This is a genomic window from Curtobacterium sp. SP.BCo, assembly GCF_051903265.1.
GTDB lineage: Bacteria > Actinomycetota > Actinomycetes > Actinomycetales > Microbacteriaceae > Curtobacterium.
Genome location: NZ_CP194337.1, coordinates 1195770 through 1216283, shown reverse-complemented (window position 1 = coordinate 1216283; position 20514 = coordinate 1195770). Strand labels below are relative to the sequence as shown.

Annotated in this window: 18 protein-coding genes; 11 read left to right on the top strand and 7 right to left on the bottom strand. The window is 71.9% G+C overall.

Annotation, left to right across the window (positions count from 1 at the left end; genetic code table 11):
• Positions 1-256 precede the first annotated feature (256 nt).
• Both ACRQ4B_RS05855 and ACRQ4B_RS05850 read left to right on the top strand, forming a co-directional pair.
• Positions 257-1390: an alpha/beta hydrolase gene (locus ACRQ4B_RS05855; protein ID WP_439693753.1), complete on the top strand. Its 1134-nt coding sequence runs from the start codon at positions 257-259 to the stop codon at positions 1388-1390.
• Positions 1391-1904: 514 nt separating this feature from the next.
• A complete protein-coding gene (locus ACRQ4B_RS05850; RefSeq protein ID WP_439693752.1) occupies positions 1905-2225 on the top strand; it encodes a hypothetical protein in 321 nt (106 codons plus the stop codon).
• Here ACRQ4B_RS05850 and ACRQ4B_RS05845 read toward each other — a convergent pair.
• The 3 genes from ACRQ4B_RS05845 to ACRQ4B_RS05835 form a co-directional block, all read right to left on the bottom strand.
• The gene (locus tag ACRQ4B_RS05845; protein WP_439693751.1) at positions 2222-5377 is read right to left on the bottom strand and encodes an efflux RND transporter permease subunit; all 3156 of its coding nucleotides are present in this window, start codon (positions 5375-5377) and stop codon (positions 2222-2224) included. The genes ACRQ4B_RS05850 and ACRQ4B_RS05845 overlap by 4 nt on opposite strands.
• 76 nt (positions 5378-5453) lie before the next feature.
• Positions 5454-6110 (bottom strand): DUF6518 family protein, encoded by a 657-nt coding sequence (locus ACRQ4B_RS05840; protein ID WP_439693750.1) that lies wholly within the window; start codon positions 6108-6110, stop codon positions 5454-5456.
• A 105-nt stretch (positions 6111-6215) separates the two neighbouring features.
• Positions 6216-7751 carry a PLP-dependent aminotransferase family protein gene (locus tag ACRQ4B_RS05835; protein ID WP_439693749.1) on the bottom strand — a complete coding sequence of 512 codons (1536 nt, stop codon included), beginning with the start codon at positions 7749-7751 and terminating at the stop codon, positions 6216-6218.
• A gap of 60 nt (positions 7752-7811) precedes the next feature.
• On the opposite strand from ACRQ4B_RS05835, the gene ACRQ4B_RS05830 reads away from it, so the two are divergent.
• From ACRQ4B_RS05830 to ACRQ4B_RS05820, 3 genes are all read left to right on the top strand, one after another.
• A complete protein-coding gene (locus ACRQ4B_RS05830) occupies positions 7812-8480 on the top strand; it encodes a YczE/YyaS/YitT family protein (RefSeq protein ID WP_439693748.1) in 669 nt (222 codons plus the stop codon).
• 167 nt (positions 8481-8647) lie between these two features.
• Positions 8648-9481, top strand: coding sequence for a DUF4097 family beta strand repeat-containing protein (locus ACRQ4B_RS05825; protein ID WP_439693747.1), 834 nt, complete (start codon positions 8648-8650; stop codon positions 9479-9481).
• Entirely contained in the window at positions 9478-10059 is a 582-nt protein-coding gene (locus ACRQ4B_RS05820; RefSeq protein WP_439693746.1) for a PadR family transcriptional regulator, read from the top strand. Before ACRQ4B_RS05825 ends, ACRQ4B_RS05820 begins: the two co-directional genes overlap by 4 nt.
• A 242-nt stretch (positions 10060-10301) precedes the next feature.
• On the opposite strand, the gene ACRQ4B_RS05815 is transcribed toward ACRQ4B_RS05820, so the two are convergent.
• The gene (locus ACRQ4B_RS05815) at positions 10302-11090 is read right to left on the bottom strand and encodes a MerR family transcriptional regulator (protein WP_439693745.1); all 789 of its coding nucleotides are present in this window, start codon (positions 11088-11090) and stop codon (positions 10302-10304) included.
• A gap of 130 nt (positions 11091-11220) precedes the next feature.
• On the opposite strand from ACRQ4B_RS05815, the gene ACRQ4B_RS05810 reads away from it, so the two are divergent.
• From ACRQ4B_RS05810 to ACRQ4B_RS05795, 4 genes are all read left to right on the top strand, one after another.
• Entirely contained in the window at positions 11221-13434 is a 2214-nt protein-coding gene (locus tag ACRQ4B_RS05810; protein ID WP_439693744.1) for an APC family permease, read from the top strand.
• Between the two features lie 11 nt (positions 13435-13445).
• On the top strand, positions 13446-14183 hold the full coding sequence (locus ACRQ4B_RS05805; protein ID WP_439693743.1) for a hypothetical protein: 738 nt from the start codon (positions 13446-13448) through the stop codon (positions 14181-14183).
• Between the two features lie 74 nt (positions 14184-14257).
• Positions 14258-14500 (top strand): DUF3072 domain-containing protein, encoded by a 243-nt coding sequence (locus ACRQ4B_RS05800; RefSeq protein ID WP_439693742.1) that lies wholly within the window; start codon positions 14258-14260, stop codon positions 14498-14500.
• A gap of 109 nt (positions 14501-14609) precedes the next feature.
• A complete protein-coding gene (locus tag ACRQ4B_RS05795) occupies positions 14610-15050 on the top strand; it encodes a DoxX family protein (protein WP_439693741.1) in 441 nt (146 codons plus the stop codon).
• A 257-nt stretch (positions 15051-15307) separates the two neighbouring features.
• Here ACRQ4B_RS05795 and ACRQ4B_RS05790 read toward each other — a convergent pair whose 3' ends face one another.
• Complete coding sequence (locus ACRQ4B_RS05790) at positions 15308-16420, bottom strand: NAD(P)-binding domain-containing protein (protein ID WP_439693740.1); 1113 nt, start codon at positions 16418-16420, stop codon at positions 15308-15310.
• A gap of 157 nt (positions 16421-16577) precedes the next feature.
• On the opposite strand from ACRQ4B_RS05790, the gene ACRQ4B_RS05785 reads away from it, so the two are divergent.
• Positions 16578-16799, top strand: a complete 222-nt coding sequence (locus ACRQ4B_RS05785) for a DUF3073 domain-containing protein (RefSeq protein WP_439693739.1) — start codon at positions 16578-16580, stop codon at positions 16797-16799.
• Positions 16800-17308: 509 nt separating this feature from the next.
• Here the strand turns inward: ACRQ4B_RS05785 and purM are convergent.
• Positions 17309-18403, bottom strand: a complete 1095-nt coding sequence (gene purM / locus ACRQ4B_RS05780) for a phosphoribosylformylglycinamidine cyclo-ligase (protein WP_439693738.1) — start codon at positions 18401-18403, stop codon at positions 17309-17311.
• Between the two features lie 72 nt (positions 18404-18475).
• Between purM and purF the strand changes: the two genes are divergently transcribed.
• Entirely contained in the window at positions 18476-19933 is a 1458-nt protein-coding gene (gene purF / locus ACRQ4B_RS05775) for an amidophosphoribosyltransferase (RefSeq protein ID WP_439693737.1), read from the top strand.
• Between the two features lie 78 nt (positions 19934-20011).
• Here the strand turns inward: purF and ACRQ4B_RS05770 are convergent, their stop codons facing one another.
• Complete coding sequence (locus ACRQ4B_RS05770) at positions 20012-20425, bottom strand: hypothetical protein (protein ID WP_439693736.1); 414 nt, start codon at positions 20423-20425, stop codon at positions 20012-20014.
• Between the last annotated feature and the right edge of the window lie 89 nt (positions 20426-20514).

The window sequence follows — 20514 nt, the reverse complement described above, 5'->3', positions numbered from 1 at the left end:
GCGGGTCCGTCCGGTGGGCTGTGGTGGTTGGTGTGTGGCGGTCCGCGCTGGTTCGTGTGGCGGTCCGCGCTGGTTCGTGTGGCGGTCCGCGCTGGTTCGTGTGGCGGTCCGCGCTGGTTCGTGTGGCGGTCCGCGCTGGTTCGTGTGGCGGTTCGCGGTGGGCCGTGGTGGTTGGTCCCTCGGGAGGACGCAACGGCGCGACGGTTCCTCCCCCGGGTGGACGTCGGCGCCGGACCACGGCGTTACCGTTGACGTGATGAGGTCAGGCCGTCGCACGTTGCTCGCGCTCGTCGCCGCGGTCGTGGCGCTCGGCGCGGTCGCGTCGTGCACCGCGGACCCCACCGGGGACGAGAACCGCACGGTCACCGGTGACACGGTCATCTACCCGCTGTCGTTGCGGTACCACGGCATCGACGTGGTCGCCGACGTGCCGTACGGGTCGGACGCGTTGCAGCGGCTCGACGTGTGCCTGCCGGCGGACAGCCGGCCGGACACGACGGCCACGCCGACGGCTGCTGCTCCGTCGGGCTCGCCGACGGCGGCAGCTCAGTCGAGCGCGCCTGCGGCCGCCGCCGGATCAGGGGCTGGGGCCGGGGACGCCGGTGTTGGCGCTGTGGCGGACGGCGCTCGGTCCGATGACGCCGGGGACGCCGGTGCAGCCACCGCCGTGGCCGCGCCGGTCGCCGACGGACGCCCGGCCGTCCTGATGATCCACGGCGGCAGCTGGTCGCACGGCGACAAGGCCACGGCCGCGTACCGGTCGGTGTGCAAGTACCTGGCATCCGAGGGCTTCGTCACGTTCAACGTCGACTACCGCCTCGCCCCGACGGACCCGTTCCCGGCCGGGCTCGACGACGTCCGGCGGGCGCTCGACTTCGTGTTCCGCCCGTCGACGCTGTCGACCTACGACGTGGACAGCAAGCGGGTCGGCGTGTTCGGCGGCAGCGCCGGCGGGAACCTCGCCGCGATGCTCGCCGTCACCGACCACGACTCCACCGAGTACGCCGCCGGGAACCGCATCCGGGCCGTGGTCGACCTCAGCGGACCGACGAACCTGACGGCGCGGTCGACCCGGTCGGACGGGGTCTCGGCGTCGTTCCAGCGGAAGCAGCTGCTCTACCTCGGGTGCCGGACGTACGCGAACTGCCCGGCGGCGACCCGTGCGTCGCCGGAGTACCACGTGACCTCGGACACGGCGCCGTTCTTCATCGGGCACTCGACCGACGAGTTCATCCCGCTCTGGGAGTCGCAGGAGTTCGCGGCGACCCTGCGCGAGCACGACGTGCCGGTGACCTTCGTGGCGGTCGAGGGGTCGGCCCACTCGATCGCGCAGCTCGACGAGGCGATGAGCAAGCGTGTGGCGACGTTCTTGCGGCGGCAGCTGGGCTGAGGGCGGTCGCGGTGGGCCGAGGCTCGGCCCCAGCCCGCCCCGGCCCCGGCCCGTGCCGCGAGACTCGGGGTAGGCGACACTTCTCGCGGCGTCGGGCGCGAAAACGGTCGCTGAGCCCGAGACTCGGGCCGAGGCTCGGCCTCCGGACACTTCACAGACGCCGGCACACGCAGACTGTCCGCCAGGCCGAAGCTCGGCCGCGGCCGCGGCCGGGGCCGGGGCCGGGCCGGTTGCGGTGGCGGCCCGTGCCGCGAGACTCGGGGTAGGCGACACTTCTCGCGGCGGCGGGCGCGAAAACGGTCGCTGAGCCCGAGACTCGGGCCGAGGCTCGGCCACCGGACACTTCACAGACGCCGGCACACGCAGACTGTCCGCCAGGCCGAAGCTCGGCCGCGGCCGGGGCCGGCCCGGGCCGGTCCGCCCGGGCGGGGAACCGCGCCGGCCGCGTGCCCCGGGCGGGTGGCACCCGGAGTCGGGACTGCCGCCTCGACGCCCGGCAGCGCAGACTTCCGGGGTGACCGACACCTCGACCCGCCCTGCTCGCGCCGACGCCACCCGCTGGGAGCGGCACTCGTCGCTGCAGACGTTCGCCGAGCTCCTGCTGGGGCTGTCGTTCACCGCCACGGTGGCCTTCGGCGGCTACGCGGCCGTGACCGGTCGGATGACGGTGCTGTCGCAGGGCGCCGGCATCGTGTTCCTGGTCACGCTCACCTGCGTGCTCGTGTCGTGGTTCCGTGCCGTCGAGCGCGAGGACAGCCCCCGCACGCCGGCCGCGATCGCCACGCCCGCCTCGACAGACCCCATCGCGGCGATCGACGCCGAGTACCGCCGCTAGTCGGCAGCTGCCTCCGCACGCCGGTCGGCCCGCCGCTCCCGTGCTCGCTCCACCACGAAGTACAACGCCGGCAGCACCACGAGGGTGAGCAGTGTCGACGACACGAGCCCGCCGATGACCACCAGCGCCAACGGCTGCGAGATGAACCCGGACTTGCCGGTGAGCCCGATCGCCATCGGCACGAGCGCGAAGATCGTCGCGAGTGCCGTCATCAGGATCGGCCGGAGACGACGGGTGGCGCCTTCGACCAGGGCCTCGCGGACGCGGAGCCCCCGCCGTCGGTACTGGTTGACGAGGTCGATGAGGACGATCGCGTTCGTCACGACGATGCCGACGAGCATGAGCACACCGATGAGGGACGCGACGCCGATCGGGATGCCCGAGGCGATCTGGAGCAGGATCGCCCCGGTCGCGGCGAACGGCACCGAGACGAGCAGCAGGAGCGGCTGGAGCAGGCTGCGGAACGTCGCCACCATCACCACGTAGACGATCAGGATCGCGATGAGGGCGGCGAGCAGCAGCTGGCTGAACGCCGACGACTGGCTGGACGCGACCCCGCCGATCGTCGCGGACGCGCCCTGGGGAAGGTCGAGCCGGTCGACCGCGGCGGTGACGGACTGCACCGCGGCCCCGAGGTTCGTGGCGTCCGGTGTGACGGTGATGGTCGCGGTGCGGACGGCGTCCGAGGTGGTCACGGTCGTCGGACCCTCGGCGCGTTCCACCGTCGCGACGTCCGACAGCGGCACGGCGCCGGTCCGTGTCGGGATCGACAGGTCCTGCAGCGCCTTGGTGGTCGTCGGTGGGTCGGACGCGGCGATGTAGACGTCGAGCGATGCGTCGTCGATCTCGACCGTGCCGGTGTCACGCGGTGAGACGGCAGCGGCGACGATCCCGCCCACCTGGGTCTCGGTCAGGCCGAGCGCGGCCGCCTTCGACCGATCGACCCGGACCGCGAGGTACGGCTCCGCCGACGACAGGTTGCTGGACGCACCGGTGGTGTGGTCGACCTTGCGCATCTCGCGCAGGACCTCGTCGGCGGCGGTCCGGAGCTGCGACTGGCTCGGGGCCGTGACGTCGACCTCGATGTCGCTGCTGCCGCCGAAGCCTCCGCCGCCCGACGCCACGGTGAGCTCGCCGGCGTCGTCGAGGGCGTTCAGCCGCTTGCGGGTGTCGGACTGGATGCGCGCCTGGTCGACGTCGGCGTCCGTCGTCACGGCGTACTGCACGGACGCGGAGGCCCCGCCGCCGAACGCCGCCTGGATCGACTGCCCGCTCGTGCCGATGGTGGTCTGCACCGTCTCGACGCCGTCCACCGCGCGGAGTTGCCGCTCGACCTTCCGCGCTTCGTCGGACTGCACGGCGAGACTGGTGCCGGGTTCCAGGTCCTGCGTCACCGTGAACGTGTTCTGCCCGGAGTCGCCGAGGTAGTTCGTCTTCACGAACGGCAGGGCCGCCGCGGTGCCGCCCAGCACCACGATCGCGAGCACCAGCACGGTCCACGGCGTGCGGAGCACCCAGCGGAGCACCGGCTGGTACCCGCGGCGGAGACGGTCCGGCGCTGCGGCGTCGTGCAGGTCCGCTGCGGACGCGAGTGCTCCGGTGGTCGCCGACGGGCCGGGAGGCACGGTGCCGGCAGGCGTGTCGGCCGGGCTCCCCGACGGGGTCGGCCCGGCGTGCTTGTGCGCCTTCGGGGCGCGCAGGAACCAGTACGCCAGCACGGGCACGATCGTCAGGGCGACGATCAGGGATGCGACGAGGGCCATCGTCACGGTGAGCGCGAACGGGCGGAAGAGCTCCCCGACCAGCTCCGCCACGAACGCCACCGGCAGGAACACCACGACGGTGGTCACCGTCGACGCCGTCACCGCACCGGCGACCTCGCGCACGCCGTCGAGCACCGCCTGCCGCCGGTCGACGCCGGGTTGGAGGTGCCGTTTGATGTTCTCGATCACCACGATCGAGTCGTCCACCACGCGGCCGATCGCGATCGTCAGACCGGCCAGCGTGATGATGTTCAGCGTGTAGTCGGCTGCCCGCATCCCGATGGCGGCGAGCAGCACCGAGGTCGGGATCGAGATGGCCGTGACGATCGTCGAGCGCACGGAGAGCAGGAACAGCAGGATCACGATCACCGCGAAGCCGAGGCCGAGCAGACCTTCCTCGGCGAGGGAGTCGATGGACTGCTGGATGTACGGCGCCTGGTCGAACACGACGGTGATCTTCGGGTCGCCGGCGATCTTCGCCGCGATCCCGGGCAGGGCGTCGCGCACGGTCGTGGAGACGTCGACGGTGTTGGCCTCCTGCGTCTTCGTGATCGCGATCGTCAGCGCCTGCTCGCCGTCGACCCGGCTGATCGAGGTGCGCGGGGACTCCTGGATCGCGACCTTCGCGACGTCGCCGATGGTCGTCGCGCTCGTGCCGCCCGTGAGCGGCAGCGCCTCGATGTCGGCGATGGACGCGATGCGCTGCCCCGTCTGCACGGAGAGCGTCGTGCCGTCCTGCGTGATGGTGCCACCGGGGATGAGCGAGCCGTTGTCGTCGAGGGCGTCCGAGATGGCGGTCTGCCCGAGGCCGCGGCCGGCGAGGGCCGTCTCGTCCGGGGTGATCACGACGCGGCGGCCCGGGTTGCCGTAGACGTCGGCCTCGCGCACACCGTCGAGCTTCTCGAGGTCGGGGATCGCCGTGGCGTTCAGCCGGTCGACGAGTTGCTCCTGGTCGCCCTTCGCGGAGACGGCGAGCTGGAGGACCGGCAGGTCGTCGAACGACCCCGTGACGATCTGCGTCTGCACCGAGTCCGGCAGGGACAGGGCGTTGACGACCGTCTGGATCTTGTCCTCGGCGCTCGCCAGGTTGGACCCGTACGCGAACTCGGCGGAGACGACGCTCTGTCCGGTCGACGACGTCGCGGTCGTGGACTTCAGGTCGGGCACCGCCTGGATGCCCTGCTCGATCTTCGTCGAGACGTCGTTCGACACCACCTCCGGCGTGGCGCCCGGGTACGCGCTGACGATCGCGACCTGGGGGAACTGGACGCTCGGGATCAGCTCCTGCTTGAGGCTCGTCAGCGCGATGCCGCCGAACACCGCGACCACGATCGTGACGAGCGCGATGAGGGCCCGGTTGCGGAGGCTGAAGACGGAGAGGAAGTGCACGGTCCGATCCTTGCAGGACACACCCGTGCGCGGACGTGGACGGCGGGATCTGTGGAGAACGACTCCTGCGGCGGGATCAGCCGCCGAGGGCCAGGTACGCGAGCAGCACGCCGACGGTCCCGAGCACACCCGTCCCGAGCGCGACGACCCGTCCGAGCGGGGTCCTCGCGGTCACGACGGCGACGACGAGCACGACCACGCCGACCGCGATCTCGACGATCCAGGTCACGGGGCCGGTCGTGGCGACCACCTGCAGCAGCGCCCGCACCCCCTCGCCGATGAGCACGGCGGCCGTGACGCCGAGGGCGGCGCCGCGCCACCGCACGTCCGGGGAACGGACCGTCACGGCGACCGCTCCGGCGAGCGCCCCGGCCGGGACCGCCATCAGGACCCAGAAGCTGGTGATCGACAGGACGTCCGGGGAGCCGCGGAGGTTCGTCGTCGCCCAGTAGCCGACGTGCATGAGTTCGAGGAGTGCGACGCCGAGGAGCATCGCGAGCGGCAGGGCCACCCGGCCCGCCCGGACCCCGGCGAGGACGCACAGCGCGGCCGCGACGACGAACCACGGCCCGGCGGAGTTCGCGACCGAGGACAGCCCCGGGACCGCCTGGCCGAACGAGGTCAGCACACCGGCGAGCAGGCCGCCGGTCAGCGCCATCGAGACCCGGGCCGCGGGCGGGACCACCGCACGCGGGGTCGCTGCCGGCGCCTGGCGGGTCATGGTCGTCTCCATGCGAGCAGCCTGCCGGGCCGACCGGCCAGGGCACATCACCCCACGGGGCGAGATCCCCGCCCAGGGGTCACCCCCGAGGATGACCCCGGGACCGGGCAGCCCGCCTCAGACGACCGCGGCCAAGGACCCCCGCACGCCCGCTGCGTCCCCACCGATCCGCGCCCACGACCGCTCGAGCACGTCGACGAGCCGCACCCGGTCCGCCGGCGGCATCGTGAAGGGCACGCGCAGGAACCGTTCGAACCCGCCGTCCGGTCCGAACACCCCACCGGACGCGAGCACCACACCCTCGGACCGAGCAGCGAGCACGAGCGCGCTCGACACCGGTCGGCCGAGCCCCACCCACGTCGTCAACCCGCCCGCCGGTGACGGGACGTCCCACTCCGGGAGCCGCGTGCGCAACGCACCCACGACGTCGTCGCGACCCTGCCGCAGGTACTCGCGCCGCGCCTCCAGGACGGCCGCCGTACGGGGGACGAGCTCCCGCGCGACCAGCTGGTCGAGGACGGGCGTGCCGAGGTCGCCGGTCGGGCGGGCGAGGAGCAGTCGGTGCAGGAGTTCGGGCGCAGCCCGGATCCACCCGATGCGGAGGCCGCCCCAGAAGACCTTGTCCGCCGACCCGATCATCACGACGGAACCGGCGGAACCGGCAGAACCGGCAGAACCGGCGGAACCGACGGGACCGGCGGAACCGGAACCGCCGGCACCGCGGGCACCGCCAGCACCGCCAGCACCGCCAGCCGCCAACGGCAGCGACGGCACCCCGTCGATCCGGAGCTCCCCCATCGTCTCGTCCGCGATCACCGTCGTCCCCGTCGCGGCGGCGACCGACAACAGCAGCTCCCGCGTCGACGCCGACATCGTCGCCCCGGTCGGGTTGTGCAGCTCGGGCATCACGTAGGCGACGGCCGGCGCCGTCCGTCGCAGCGTCGTCTCGAGCGCTGCCGCGTCCCACCCGGTCCGGGCGTCGACGGGCACGCCGACGAGTCGCCCACCGGCCTCGCGGAAGGCCTCGTGCGCGTGCGGGTAGGTCGGGGACTCGACGAGCACCGCGTCGCCACGGCGGACGAGCACCCGGGCGAGCAGGGCGATGGCGTGCTGCGCGCCGATGGTGACCACGATCTGCGCGGGGTCGGTCGGCAACCCCCGCTCGGTGTACCGGTCGGCGATCGCCGCGCGGAGTCCCGGGTCGCCGACGGTGTCGTACCCGATCCCGGCGAGCGCTGCGGGCACGTGTCGCATCGCCCGTTCGACGGCGTCGGGGATCCCGGGAGCCGCGTGCAGCGCCGCCTTGCGGAGGTCGAGCAGGTCGTCGGACACCACCCCGCCGAGCCGCTCGGGGTCCGGTCGTCCGGCGAGCTCGCGCGGCAGGTGGACCACACTGCCGGAGCCACGGACCGACACCACGAAGCCGTCGTCGCGGAGCCGGGAGTACGCGTTCGCCACGGTGGTGCGCGAGACCCCGAGCGCCGTGGCGAGGCCCCGTTCGGCCGGGAGCCGGACGCCCTGCGGCACACGGCCGTCGATGACCAGGACGCGGAGGGCGTCGGAGAGCGCCTCGTACGCCGGCGCGTCGGTGCCGGCACGCCAGTCGGTGAGGAGGAGCGCGGCGGACCGGGCACTGAGGAGGACGGGTGGCATGGATCCACGGTAGCGCGATTGGCTCTCGACGGGCAGTCCAATCGTGGGCACGATCGACCCATGTCCCGCTCGACCGCACGCACGCTCCGCTTCGTCCAGCTCTTCGTCGGTCTGTTCCTCTACGGCGCCTCGACGGCACTGCAGGTCCGCGCCGTCGTCGGGGTGAGCTCGTGGACCGTGCTCACCGAGGGGCTCGAGCACGTCGTGCCGTGGTCGTTCGGCGTGATCACCGTGGTGTCGAGCGGCGTCATCCTGCTCTTCTGGATCCCGCTGCGGCAGAAGCCCGGCATCGGCACGCTGCTCAACGCGCTCGCCATCGGGCCGTCGGCCGACCTGGTGCTCTGGCTCGTGCCGAGCCCGTCGGAGCTCGTCGGTCGGGTCCTGCTGTTCATCGCCGGGCTGCTGCTGCTCGCGGTGGCGACGGCCTTCTACATCGGTGCGGGCTTCGGCACCGGCGCGCGCGACGGCCTGATGGTCGGCCTGCACGAGCGCCTCGGCTGGCCCGTGTGGGTCGCGCGGACCGTCATCGAGGTGTCCGTCGTGATCGTCGGCTGGTTCCTCGGCGGCGACGTCGGGGCCGGCACCGTGATCGCGGCGTTCGCGATCGGTCCGATGGTGCAGCCGCTGATGCCGGTGTTCCGCCGCTTCCCCTGGAGCCCGGAACGCACGGCCCGCTCCGCGACCACCGGCCTGGAGGCACGCCCCGCCCCCGCCACGCCCGCTTCGTGAGCAGGAACGGTCGGGTCGCGCGACCCGACCCGACGGTTCCTGCTCACGATCCGGGGGCAACGGCACGCTGACGCCGACAGGACGTCCACGACGTGCTTGCACACTCGCGACTCGCGATATAACGTGTCTTCAACAGACGCGATACATCGCGAGTTCGAGGAGGCAACATGGCCCAGGAGAAGTGGCTCGTCGAGGAGCCGAAGGTGATCGACACCGGGATCGTGCGGCGCGTGCGCGTCGGCCTCGCCGGTGGTCAGGTCGACGTCGTCGCGCACGACGAGCCGACCGCCCGCGTCGAGGTGCACAGCGTGTCCGGGAAGCCGATGAAGATCGAGCTCGACGGCGACACCCTCACCATCGACCACCCCCAGGTCCGCTGGGACGACCCGATCGGGTTCCTCAAGTCCTTCCGCGGCAAGGCCCACGCCGACGTCAGCGTGCTGGTCCCCCGCGACGCGATCGTCACGATCGGTGCCGTCTCCGCGGGCGCCCTGCTCTCCGGCACGAACCGCGGAGCCACCCTCAACACCGTGTCCGGTGACCTCGTCGTCGACGACGTGGCGGGCGACGTGACGGTCAACGCGGTGTCCGGCACGACGACGATCCGCGAGCTCGACGGCGCCCTGACCGTGCACACCGTGTCCGGCGACGTCGTGGCGACGGGGTCGATCCCGCGGTTCTCGGCTGACGGCGTGAGCGCGGACGTCGTGCTCGACCTGCACGGCACCCCGGACTCGGCACGCGTGAACACGGTCTCCGGGTCGGTGAGCGTGCGACTCGAGGACGGCGTGCCCTACCAGTGCACCGTGAGCACGGCCTCGGGCAAGCTGCAGTTCGACGACTCGGAGATCCGGGGCGTCCGCGGGTCCTACGTGAAGCAGGGCGGCGAGCTGTCCGGCCAGTGGCTGGACCTCCGGGTGAACTCCGTCTCCGGCGACATCGCGGTGCTGCACGCGGCACCGCAGGCACCCGCGTTCGAGGACACGGAGGTCGTCGAATGAGCCCCGTCTTCGCCCACGGCCACCTGCGCCTGTACCTGCTCGTCCTGCTCGCCGACCACCCGATGCACGGGTACGAGGTCATCCAGGCCCTGGGCGACCGCTTCGGCGGCACCTACGTCCCGAGCGCCGGCACCGTGTACCCGCGGCTCGCCAAGCTGGAAGAGGAAGGCCTCGTCTCGAAGACCGCGGACGGCCGGAAGACCGTCTACGCCATCACCGAGGCCGGTCGGACCGAGCTCGACGCCCGTGCGGACGAGATCGCCGCGGTGGAGAACGGCGTGAACGACTCGGTGAAGTCCCTCGCCGACGGCGTCCGCGCCTCGGTGGGCGAGGCGATGCGGTCCCTCCGCGCCGACCTCGCCGCGAGTGCGCAGGCACCGCGTGGCCGGACCGCCGACGACCCGGTGGACGTGCCGTCCGAGGGGGCGCGAGCCCTCCGCGAGGTCGAGATGGCCCTGTCGTCGTTCCGGCAGCAGGTCCGATCGGACCTCCGTCGTCGTGCGACCCGCGGCACGCTCACCGCGGACACCGTGACGCGCCTGCGCGACGGCCTGGAGGCACTGCGCAAGTCCCTCTGACGGCCCCCCGCCGACGGACGGGGACGACCCGTGCCTCCCGGCAGTCCGCCGGCGACCGTGCGCGCGGACGACCGAGATCGGCTCGAACCACGGAAGTCCGTGGTTCGAGCCGGTCCCCGTTGTGCCGTTCCGGCTCGCGCCGCACCACGCGCGCTCGCGCCGGCCGGCCCGGCCGCGCTGGCCGGGCCGCGCCACGCCACGCCACGCCGTGCCGCGCCGCGCCGCGCCGCGCCGCGCCGCGCCTACAGGCCGCGGTCGGCGAGCGCGTGCATCGCGTCCCGCAGTGCGCGGGACGCGCCCGCACCGGCCCACTCGTAGGCGTGCGTGAACCGCTCGTCCTGCACGTACATGTCGGCGAGCGTGCGGAACCGGTCCGCGGTGAGCTCCGCCGGCGGCGTGGCCTGCGCGAGCCAGGCGAACTGGCGTCGGGCGAGCGCGTCGGCCTCGGCGGAGTCGGCAGCAGCACCCGAGGCGGCGAGCGCCGCGGCGTCCTCGGCGATCGCCCGCTGCTCGGCCTGGAAGGCCCGCTTGGCGTCGGCGTCCTTCGACTCCCACCAGCGTGCGCCGCGGTCCCACGCGTCGGCACCCCAGCGCTCCTCGACCTCCTGCTTGAACTTCGTCTGGTCGAACCCGTCGAACGTGTCGGTGGCGTTCATGTCCTCTCCCTGCTCGATCCTGGTGATGGTGGTGCGCACGGCCGCGAGCTGCCGGGCGAGACGGTCCCGCTCCCGCTCGAGCCAGGCGACGTGCGCGGTGAGGGCCGTGACGTCGTCCTGCTCCCCGTCGAGGACCCGTCGGATCTCGGGCAGCCCGAGTCCGAGTCCGCGGAGGAGCAGGATCCGCTGCAGCCGGACGAGCGCGCGGTCGTCGTAGCGGCGGAGTCCGCCGTCACCGACCGCCGTCGCGGGCAGCAGCCCGATCGCGTCGTAGTGCCGCAGCGTGCGGCTCGACACGCCTGCGGAACGCGCCACCTCGGCGATGCCGTGCGGCGCTTTCGCAGCTGCGCCGGTCGTGTCTGTCGAATCCCTCATGCAGACGACGGTAGAGGTTGACGCTGCGTCAACTGCAAGCCCGATCCGGGGTGCATCCGGAACGAGTCGTCACCGACTCGGAATAACGGTCCGGTCACCCGTGTTGACTCGCGCTCCGAAACGAGTAGGTTTGCCGCTCGTGACGAACGAGATCCGGTCGTTGAAAGCGCGACTGATCGGGGATCCCCTCCCCTCCGAGAAGCTCGAGGGACAGCTCCTCCCGAAGCACCTGGCCCTGCCGATCTTCGCGAGTGACCCGCTGTCCTCCGTGGCGTACGCGCCGCAGGAACTCCTCATGATCCTGCTGCTCGGCGGGATGGCGTTCCTGACGTTCGCCCCCTGGGTCGCCGCCCTCGTCGTGCTGCTGCTCCTGGTGGTCGTCGCGTCCTACCGCCAGCTCATCAAGGCCTACCCCTCCGGCGGTGGCGACTACGAGGTCGCGCACCGGAACCTCGGCGAGAAGGCCGGGCTCGTCGTCGCGAGCGCCCTGCTCGTCGACTACGTGATGACGGTCGCCGTGTCCGTGGCGTCCGGCGTGGACAACATCATCTCGGCGCTCCCCGTGCTCAACGAGTTCCGGGTCGAGCTCGCCCTGCTCTTCGTGGTGCTGCTCGCGGCCGCGAACCTCCGCGGCGTCCGCGAGTCGAGCAAGGCCTTCGCCGTGCCGACGTACCTGTTCGTCGGGTCGGTCTTCGTCATGGTCGTCGTCGGGCTCGTCCGCGCCGCCGCCGGCAACGCCCCGGTCGCCGAGTCCGCCGCGTACACGGTGCAGAACGTCGAGCACACCACGCAGGCGGCCTTCATCCTGCTGCTCCTGCGTGCCTTCGCGTCCGGCTGCTCGGCGCTGACCGGTGTCGAGGCGATCGCGAACGGCGTGCAGGCGTTCCGCCGCCCGAAGATCAAGAACGCCCAGATGACCCTCGTGTTCATGGGGTCGATCGCCATCGTCCTGTTCGTCGGGCTCATCACGCTCGCCCTGATCTCCCGCGTGCACTACGCCGAGAGCGCCTGCGACCTGCAGGGCTTCGCGAACTGCTCGACCACGCCGCAGCGCTCCCTGATCGCCCAGATCGCGGCAGCGACGTTCGGCAACGACACCGTCCTGTTCTTCGTCATCCAGGCGACCACCGCCGCGGTGCTCCTCCTCGCCGCGAACACCGCGTTCAACGGGTTCCCGCTGCTCGGTTCGATCCTCGCCCGTGACTCATACGCCCCGAAGGCCCTGTCCACCCGCGGGGACCGGCTCATCTACTCGAACGGCGTCATCGTCCTCGCGCTCGTCGCGGCCGCGCTGCTGATCGTGTACCGGGCCAACGTCACGAGCCTGATCCAGCTCTACATCATCGGCGTCTTCGTGTCGTTCACGCTCGGCCAGACCGGGATGATCGTGCACTGGACGCGGTTGCTGCGCGAGGACCGGGCCGGCACCGCCGCCGAACCCGTCAACCGCGGGCAGGTCATGCGCTCCCGGGCGATCAACGCCACCGGGGCGACGTTCACCTTCGTCGTCCTGGTCATCGTCACGATCACGAAGTTCACCCACGGCGCCTGGCTCGTGTTCCTGATCATGCCGATCCTGTTCCTGCTCATGCTCGGCGTGAACCGCTACTACCGGGACGTCTCGCACGAGATCGAGGCCGACGAGGACACCCAGTTCGGCGCGACCGGCGACCACGCGATCGTGCTGGTGAACAAGCTGCAGAAGCCCGTCCTGAAGGCGCTCGACTACGCCATCGCTGCCAAGCACGCGAGCTTCGAGGCCGTACACGTCGCCATCGACGACGCCGAGTCGGCCCGGTTGCAGGCGCAGTGGGCGGACTGGGGCATCGAGGTCCCGCTGACGATCGTGCCGAGCCCCTACCGCGACATCTCGATGCCGCTGATCAAGTACATCAAGGCGCACCGCATGGAGCACGGCTCCGAGGTCGTCACGGTGTACACCCCGGTGTTCGTCGTCGGGCACTGGTGGGAGACCTTCCTGCACAACCACCGCGGCCGCCGGATCCGGAAGAAGCTGCTGCTCGTGCACGGGGTCACCGTCGCCCTGGTGCCGTGGCTGCTCGACTCCTCCGAGCTGCTGTACGGCCGGCGGTCCCGCCCGCTGCCCGGTCAGGAACGCCGTGGCGAACCGATCCGGCCGGCGCTGCGTCGGTCCCCGCACGGCGTCTTCCAGCACGAGGCCGAGGACGACCGCCTGCTCCGCTCGGCGCAGCGGAACAGCCTCCAGCCGCGTCGCGCCACCCGGCCGGCGGGTCCGGCCGAGGGCGTCGACCAGACCCAGTGCACGGGCGAGATGCGCGTGCTCGTCCCGTCACCGCCGCGCGGCGACGGTCGTGCGTCGTAGCATCTGACGTCATGACGATCTCCGACCTGCGGACCTTCGCGACGTTCGACGGGCACGGCGGCAAGGTCTCGAAGCGCGTCGAGGTGCTCGACCACGAACCCACCGCCGGCGGCCCGCACGAGGGACTCGTCGCCGTCCGCGGACCACACCCCCTCGGCGCCCTCGACGAGCGGGCCGCCGAGGACGCGTCCGAACGCATCGGCTGGGTCGACCCGGCCACGCTCCGGGACTGGTACCGGCCGGACCGTGTGGTCGTCTCCCGACCGGAGGCGCGCCAGTCCGGACTCGAGCCCGGCACGTACGCCGACTCGCGCGGTCGCGGCCGGGTCCGGATCGACGGCCTGGAGGCACGGCTCGGCCCCGACGGTCGGCCCGCGTTCCGCGCACTGGCCGGTCCGGCGGACGCTCCGGTCGCGGACGTCCCGCTGCCCACCGACCAGGCGGTGCGCCTGGTGGTGATCCGTCCCGTCGACCGTGGGTTCGAGGTGGTGACGACCCCGGTGTCGCCGTTCCTGTCCCCGGGTCGGCACCCGGCGTTCGGCGACGACGTCGTCGGGCTGCCGCCGCGGCAGGCCTCCGGGCACGTGCTCGTCAGTGCCTCGGTGCTGCTGGACGGGGCACTGCACGAGGTCGATCGGATCGACGAGCGCGCGGCGACGATCTGGATCCGCCGGGACGACCGTTCCGTGCCGATCGCGACGAGTTCGGTCGGGCCGGACCTGGTCCGGTACACCGCGGTCCCCGTCTGACGCGGTGCACGCTCGTCGTCCGGGGGACGCCATCGTGGGCGTGACGGTCGGGGGTGCGGCGTAGCGTCTCGGACATGAGTGATGCAGACCAGACCCCGGACACCCTCGGTGGCGCACGCCCCGACCCGTCGACCGACGCGAGCAAGGACCCCGAGCAGTGGGTCACCGGCGACGAGCCGATGACGGGCCCGCAGCGCAGCTACCTCGACACCCTCGCCCGCGAAGCCGGTGAGGAGTTGCCGGCCGACCTCACGAAGGCCGAGGCCTCGGAGCACATCGACCGACTCCAGCAGCAGACCGGACGCGGCGCTTCCTGAGCGTCGGTCCGCCGTTCGGTGGACCCGGGCCTGGGCATGTCCTGGTGATGCCCGGGCAGTCCCCCGGACGAGGGGGAACGATGACGCGTCACCGGTTAGTTTCGACGCCATGCGAACGAAATCGACCTCCATCGGCCTGACCGCGCTCCGCATCGTCCTCGGCGTGGTCTTCATCGCCCACGGCGCCCAGAAGTTCGCCCAGGGCATCGGCACCGTGGCCCAGGGCTTCTCCGGCATGGGCGTCCCGCTCGCCGAGGTCGCCGCACCACTCGTCGCGGGGCTGGAGCTCGTCGGCGGGGTGTTCCTGGTCCTCGGGGTCGCCACCCGCGTGGTGGGCGTCCTGCTCGCGGTGGACATGGTCGTGGCGGGCCTCCTCGCCCATGCCTCTTCCGGCTTCTACTCGCAGGACGGCGGGTTCGAGTACGTGCTCGTGCTCGCCGTGGCGTCCCTCGCGGTGGCGCTCACGGGTCCGGGCCGATTCTCGGTCGACGCGGCGTTCCTCCGGGCCTCGCGCCGTCGCCGTGGCGTGCAGGAACCGCTGCCCGCCTGACACGCAGCCTGTCGTCCCGCGGGGCCTCGCACCGTGCCGGGTCCTGAGCACCCTCGCTCCGCACCGTGCGAGGTTCCGCGCGCTGTGCGAACCCGGTCGGCTCCCACACCGCGAGGAACCTCGCACGGTGCCAGTCGCGCCTCGCACGGTGCGACGTCGCGTGGCGCGCCGCGCCTCGCACGGTGCGACGTCGCGTGGCGTGCCGCGCCTCGCACGGTGCGACGTCGCGTGGCACGCCGGGCCCGCACCGTGCGGGGTCACTCGGCGGTGAGCACGTCCATCACCTGGCGGGCGATCCGCCGACCGGCTCGGTTCGCGCCGATCGTCGACGCCTGCGGGCCGTAGCCGGCGAGGAACAGCCGCGGTTCGTCGACGGAGCGTCCGTCCTCGACGACGACCCCGCCAGCCGCGGTCCGCAGGTGCAGCGGCGCGAGGTGTCGCAGGTCCGCCCGGAAGCCGGTCGCCCAGACGACCGCGTCGGCGTGCACGTGCTCGCCGTCCGCCGTGACGACCCCGGTCTCGTCGAGGCGGGTGAACATCGGCGACTCCCGGAGGACCCCGCGGTCGATGCCGGCCCGGATGCGCCGTGTGACGGGCACGCCGGTCCCGCTCACGATGCTCGGCAGGGTCTCCCCAGCCCGAGCCGCCCGGTCCTGTTCGTCGACCGCCGCGACCGCTGCCTCGAGGTCGAGCGCCGCGGTGTCCGACCACACCATCGGGCGCCGGGTGAACCAGCGGGTCCGGGCGGCCACGCCGTCGAGCTCGAGCAGGAACCCGATGGCGCTCGTGCCGCCGCCGACGACCACCACGTCCTGCCCCGCGAACTCCGTCGCGTTGCGGTACTCGGTGGTGTCGACCTGCCGGCCCCGGAAGACGTCCCGGCCGGGGTACCACGGGACGAACGGCGTGCCCCAGGTGCCGGAGGCGTTGACCACCACCTCGGCGGCGATCCGGGCTGTCCTGCCGTCGGGCGAGCTCGTGACGACGCAGAGCCGGTCGTGGGCGCGCGAAACGGACGACACCGCGACCGGGCGACGGACCCGCAGGTCGTAGTGCTGCTCGAAGCGCCGGTAGTACTCCCCGACGACGTCCCGGGCCGGCCGCGACCGATCGGCGTCGTCGAACCGGAGTCCCATCGCGTTCATGCCGGGCAGGTCGTGCACGCGGTGGGCGGCCCCGAGCCGCAGGGCCTCCCAGCGGAACTGCCACGCGCCACCGGTGCTCGGTGCCCGGTCCAGGAGCACCAGGTCGCTCCCGGGCGTCAGGCCGAGGCGCCGGAGGTGGTATCCCACGGAGAGCCCGGCTTGGCCCGCACCGATCACCACGACCCGGGCGTACTGGTCGGCCGGGTCCTGCGCGTCGTCTGTCATCACTTCGATTCTGCTGTGGGCGGGGCCGTCGCGGCGACGTCCAGATCGGGGTACATGGTAGAGTGATCGGCAGATTTCAAACCACGAACCGTCCGGTTCCCCGGGTGACTCCTCACCCGCCAGGACCGGACCAGAGCCGATCACGAGGGGGTCACGCATGGGGCGCGGCCGTCAGAAGGCAAAGCACACCAAGGTCGCCCGGGAGCTGAAGTACTTCAGCCCGGAGACGAACTACGGTGCGCTCGAACGCGAGCTCTCCGCCGGGCAACACTCGGACGAGAACTCCTACGTCGACCGCTGGGCAGACCAATACGGTGATGACCAGTACGACGAAGGTGACGAGCTCGAAACCCAACAGGACCAGAACAAGTCCGCCTGATCTCGGCTCGATGACGACGCCGCGCACCCCTCGGGGCAGCGCGGCGTTTCGTCGTGCCCGGGGATCCGCGGCCGCCCGAGCGCTCGCGCGGACGCGGAACGACACCGTCGACGTCCCCCGACAGCGGTTCTGTCGCAACCCCGCGTGCGAGACAGACCGCGTCTGCAACTGGCGACGAGGTCGACGTCGTACGACGTCGACGGAGTCGTTCGAGGTCAGCGGGCCGTGCGCGCCGGACCGGCCACGGCTGGTCACACGACATGCCGTCACGGCAACGCCGCGGTCGCACGACGTGTCGCCCCGGGCACAGGCCGACGGCATGTCGTGCGACCACCGCGGAACACCGACGGCCCGTCCTGCGACCACCGCGGAACACCGACGGCAAGTCCTGCGACCAACGCCGCACGGCCGACAGCACGGCCGACGGCACGCCCGACAGCACGGGGCAGCGACGTCAGTGGGACAGGCGGGGCCGCGCGCCCCCACAGCCCGCGGCCCCGCGCCGGCGCTCAGCCCGCGTACGCCCCCACGAGCCGGACGGCACCGCCGTCGACACCCTTGGCGCCCTGCTCGAACCCGGTGAGGTCCCGCGCGGACGTCGAGATCGTCCCGACGCTCCACGACGCCAGACCGGCGGCCCCGAGCGACGCGATGACGTCCGACGCAGCAGCGACCGAGACGACGGCGAACATGCCGATGCCGAGGTTCCAGGTGCCCTCGGTGTCCTCGATCGGGGTGCCGGCCATGTCGGCGAGCACCCGGAAGACGGGCAGGGGTTCCCACGTGGAGCGGTCGACCTCGACCCACGACCCGACGGGCAGCACGCGCGCCAGGTTCGCCGCGATGCCACCACCGGTGACGTGCGAGAGCGAGTGCACGGCGCCCGGGTGCTGGTCGATCAGGGACAGCAGCGGCGCCGTGTAGAGCCGCGTGGGCTCGAGCAGTGCCTCACCCACGAGGCCGCCGAGCTCCGGCAGCGAGTCCGTGTAGCCGACGCCGCGGGAGGACAGGATGTGCCGCACGAGGGAGTACCCGTTCGAGTGCAGCCCCGAGGACGCGATCGCCACGACGACGTCGCCGTCCTGCACGAGCGGCGCACCGAGGACCGAACCGGCCTCGACCGCCCCGACCGCGGCACCGGCCACGTCGTAGTCGTCCGGCCCGAGCAGCCCCGGGTGCTCGGCCGTCTCGCCACCGACCAGGGCGGTCCCGGTCTCGGCGCAGCCGCGGGCGATGCCGGCGACGATGTCCGCGATCCGGTTCGGCACGACCCGGCCGCAGGCGATGTAGTCCGTCATGAACAGCGGCTTCGCCCCGACCACGACGATGTCGTCGACGACCATGCCGACGAGGTCCTGTCCGATGGTGTCGTGCTTGTCGATCGCCTGCGCGATCGCGACCTTCGTGCCGACGCCGTCGGTCGAGGTCGCGAGCAGCGGACGTTCGAAGTCCTTCAGGAACGAGACGTCGTAGAGTCCGGCGAACCCACCCACACCGCCCAGCACGGACGTGTTGTGCGTCGCCGACACGGCGGACTTCATGAGCTCGACTGCGAGGTCACCGGCAGCGGTGTCGACGCCGGCCTCTGCGTACGGGTTGGGCATGCGTAGTCCTCCGCTAGGGCATGGCAGACTTGTTCGGTACCACCCGATTCTACGGTCTGGAGCACTCCGCGAATGTGCGGCATCGTCGGCCTCGTTGCGCAGGGGCCCGCAAACCAATCCATCTACGACGCTCTGCTCCTCCTGCAACACCGGGGACAGGACTCGACGGGCATCGCCACGGTCGAGGGTCACATCCACCACATGCACAAGACGCGTGGGCACGTGCGGGAGTCCTTCCGCACCCGTGACATGCGGGCCCTGCTCGGCACGATGGGCCTCGGGCACGTCCGCTACGCCACGAAGGGTGCTGCGAGCAACGAGGAGGAAGCCCAGCCGTTCTACGTGAACGCGCCGTACGGCATCGTCCTCGTGCACAACGGCAACCTGACGAACACGCGCGAACTGACGCGTGAGCTGTTCGACATCGACCGTCGGCACCTCAACACGTCGAGCGACACCGAGCTGCTCGTCAACGTCCTGGCGCACGAGCTCCAGGGCCAGGTGCGCGGTAAGGACCTCGACCCCGGCCAGGTCTTCGACGCCGTCGAGCGGGTGCACGAGCGCGTCGAGGGCTCCTACGCCGCGATCGCCACCATCGCCGGGCACGGCCTGCTCGCGTTCCGCGACCCGTTCGGCATCCGGCCACTGATCCTCGGGCACAAGTTCGACGAGGCCGGCAACCCCGAGTGGGTCGTCGCCTCCGAGTCGCTGGTCCTCGAGTCCGGCGGCTACGAGATCGTCCGCGACGTCGCACCGGGCGAAGCGGTCTTCATCGAGATGAACGGGCAGATGCACGCCCGCCAGTGCGCGAAGAACCCGCGCCTGGTGCCGTGCTCGTTCGAGTACGTCTACCTCGCCCGTCCCGACTCGGTGATGAACGGCATCTCGGTGTACGACGCCCGGCTCCGTCTCGGCAACCGTCTCGCGGACACCATCGCGCAGTACGCGCCGACGGGGGACATCGACGTCGTCATGCCGATCCCGGACTCGTCACGACCGGCGGCGATGCAGGTGGCGCAGAAGCTCGGCATCGAGTACCGCGAGGGCTTCTACAAGAACCGCTACGTCGGCCGCACCTTCATCATGCCCGGGCAGGCGGAACGCAAGCGGTCCGTGCGGCAGAAGCTGAACGCGATGTCGTCCGAGTTCAAGGGCAAGAACATCCTCATCGTCGACGACTCGATCGTGCGCGGCACGACGAGCAAGGAGATCGTCGAGATGGCCCGCGCCGCCGGTGCCAACGAGGTGACGTTCACGTCCGCCGCTCCCCCGGTGCGCTTCCCGCACGTGTACGGCATCAACATGCCGACCCGCGCGGAGCTCATCGCGCACGACCGGAAGATCCCGGAGATCAACAAGGTGCTCGGCAGCGACCACCTGATCTACCAGGAGATCGGCGACATGCGCGACGCGATCATCGAGGGGTCGGACGTCACCGACCTCGAGATGAGCTGCTTCACGGGCGAGTACGTCACGGGCACCGTGAGCCCGGAGTACCTGTCCTGGGTCGAGGCCAACCAGCTCAGCTGAGCCCGCTCACGATGTGAGCCGACGGACGGGAGGCGCGGTGCCAGCTGGCACCGCGCCTCCCGTCCGTCGCCGTGACGTCTACTGCGTCGGGTCGCCCGGGTCCCGCTCGACCCGGTGGTCCTCGATCTCGCCCTCCACCGTCTCCGGCGGCAGCTCCACCTCGACCCGCTCCGCCGTCAGGCGAGCCGCGCGCCGCGCGAAGACGCGGTCGAGCACGACGGCGACGAGCGCGCCGACGAAGGCGCCGATGGTGACGCCCCACAGGCTGAAGTACCCCACCAGGCTGCCGAAGCTCGCGGTCTCCTGCTGGTCGCCGCGGTCGATGTTCATCGTGAGCGACACCACGATCAGCGTCGCGACGAAGCCGAGCAGTGCGCCACCCACGATGAAGACGCCGAACTTCGGGGCGCGGCGGATGGTCACCTCGTCGGAGGAGGTGACGGCGTTCGGCGCCGGAGCCGGTCGTTCGTCGGGTCGATCGGTGTTGCTCACCCGTCCATTGTCCCCCACTGTGGGACGTGCTCGGGCCTGCACGGGCGGTCAGATCCGGGGGAGGATGGTCGAGACCGATCGGTATCTGA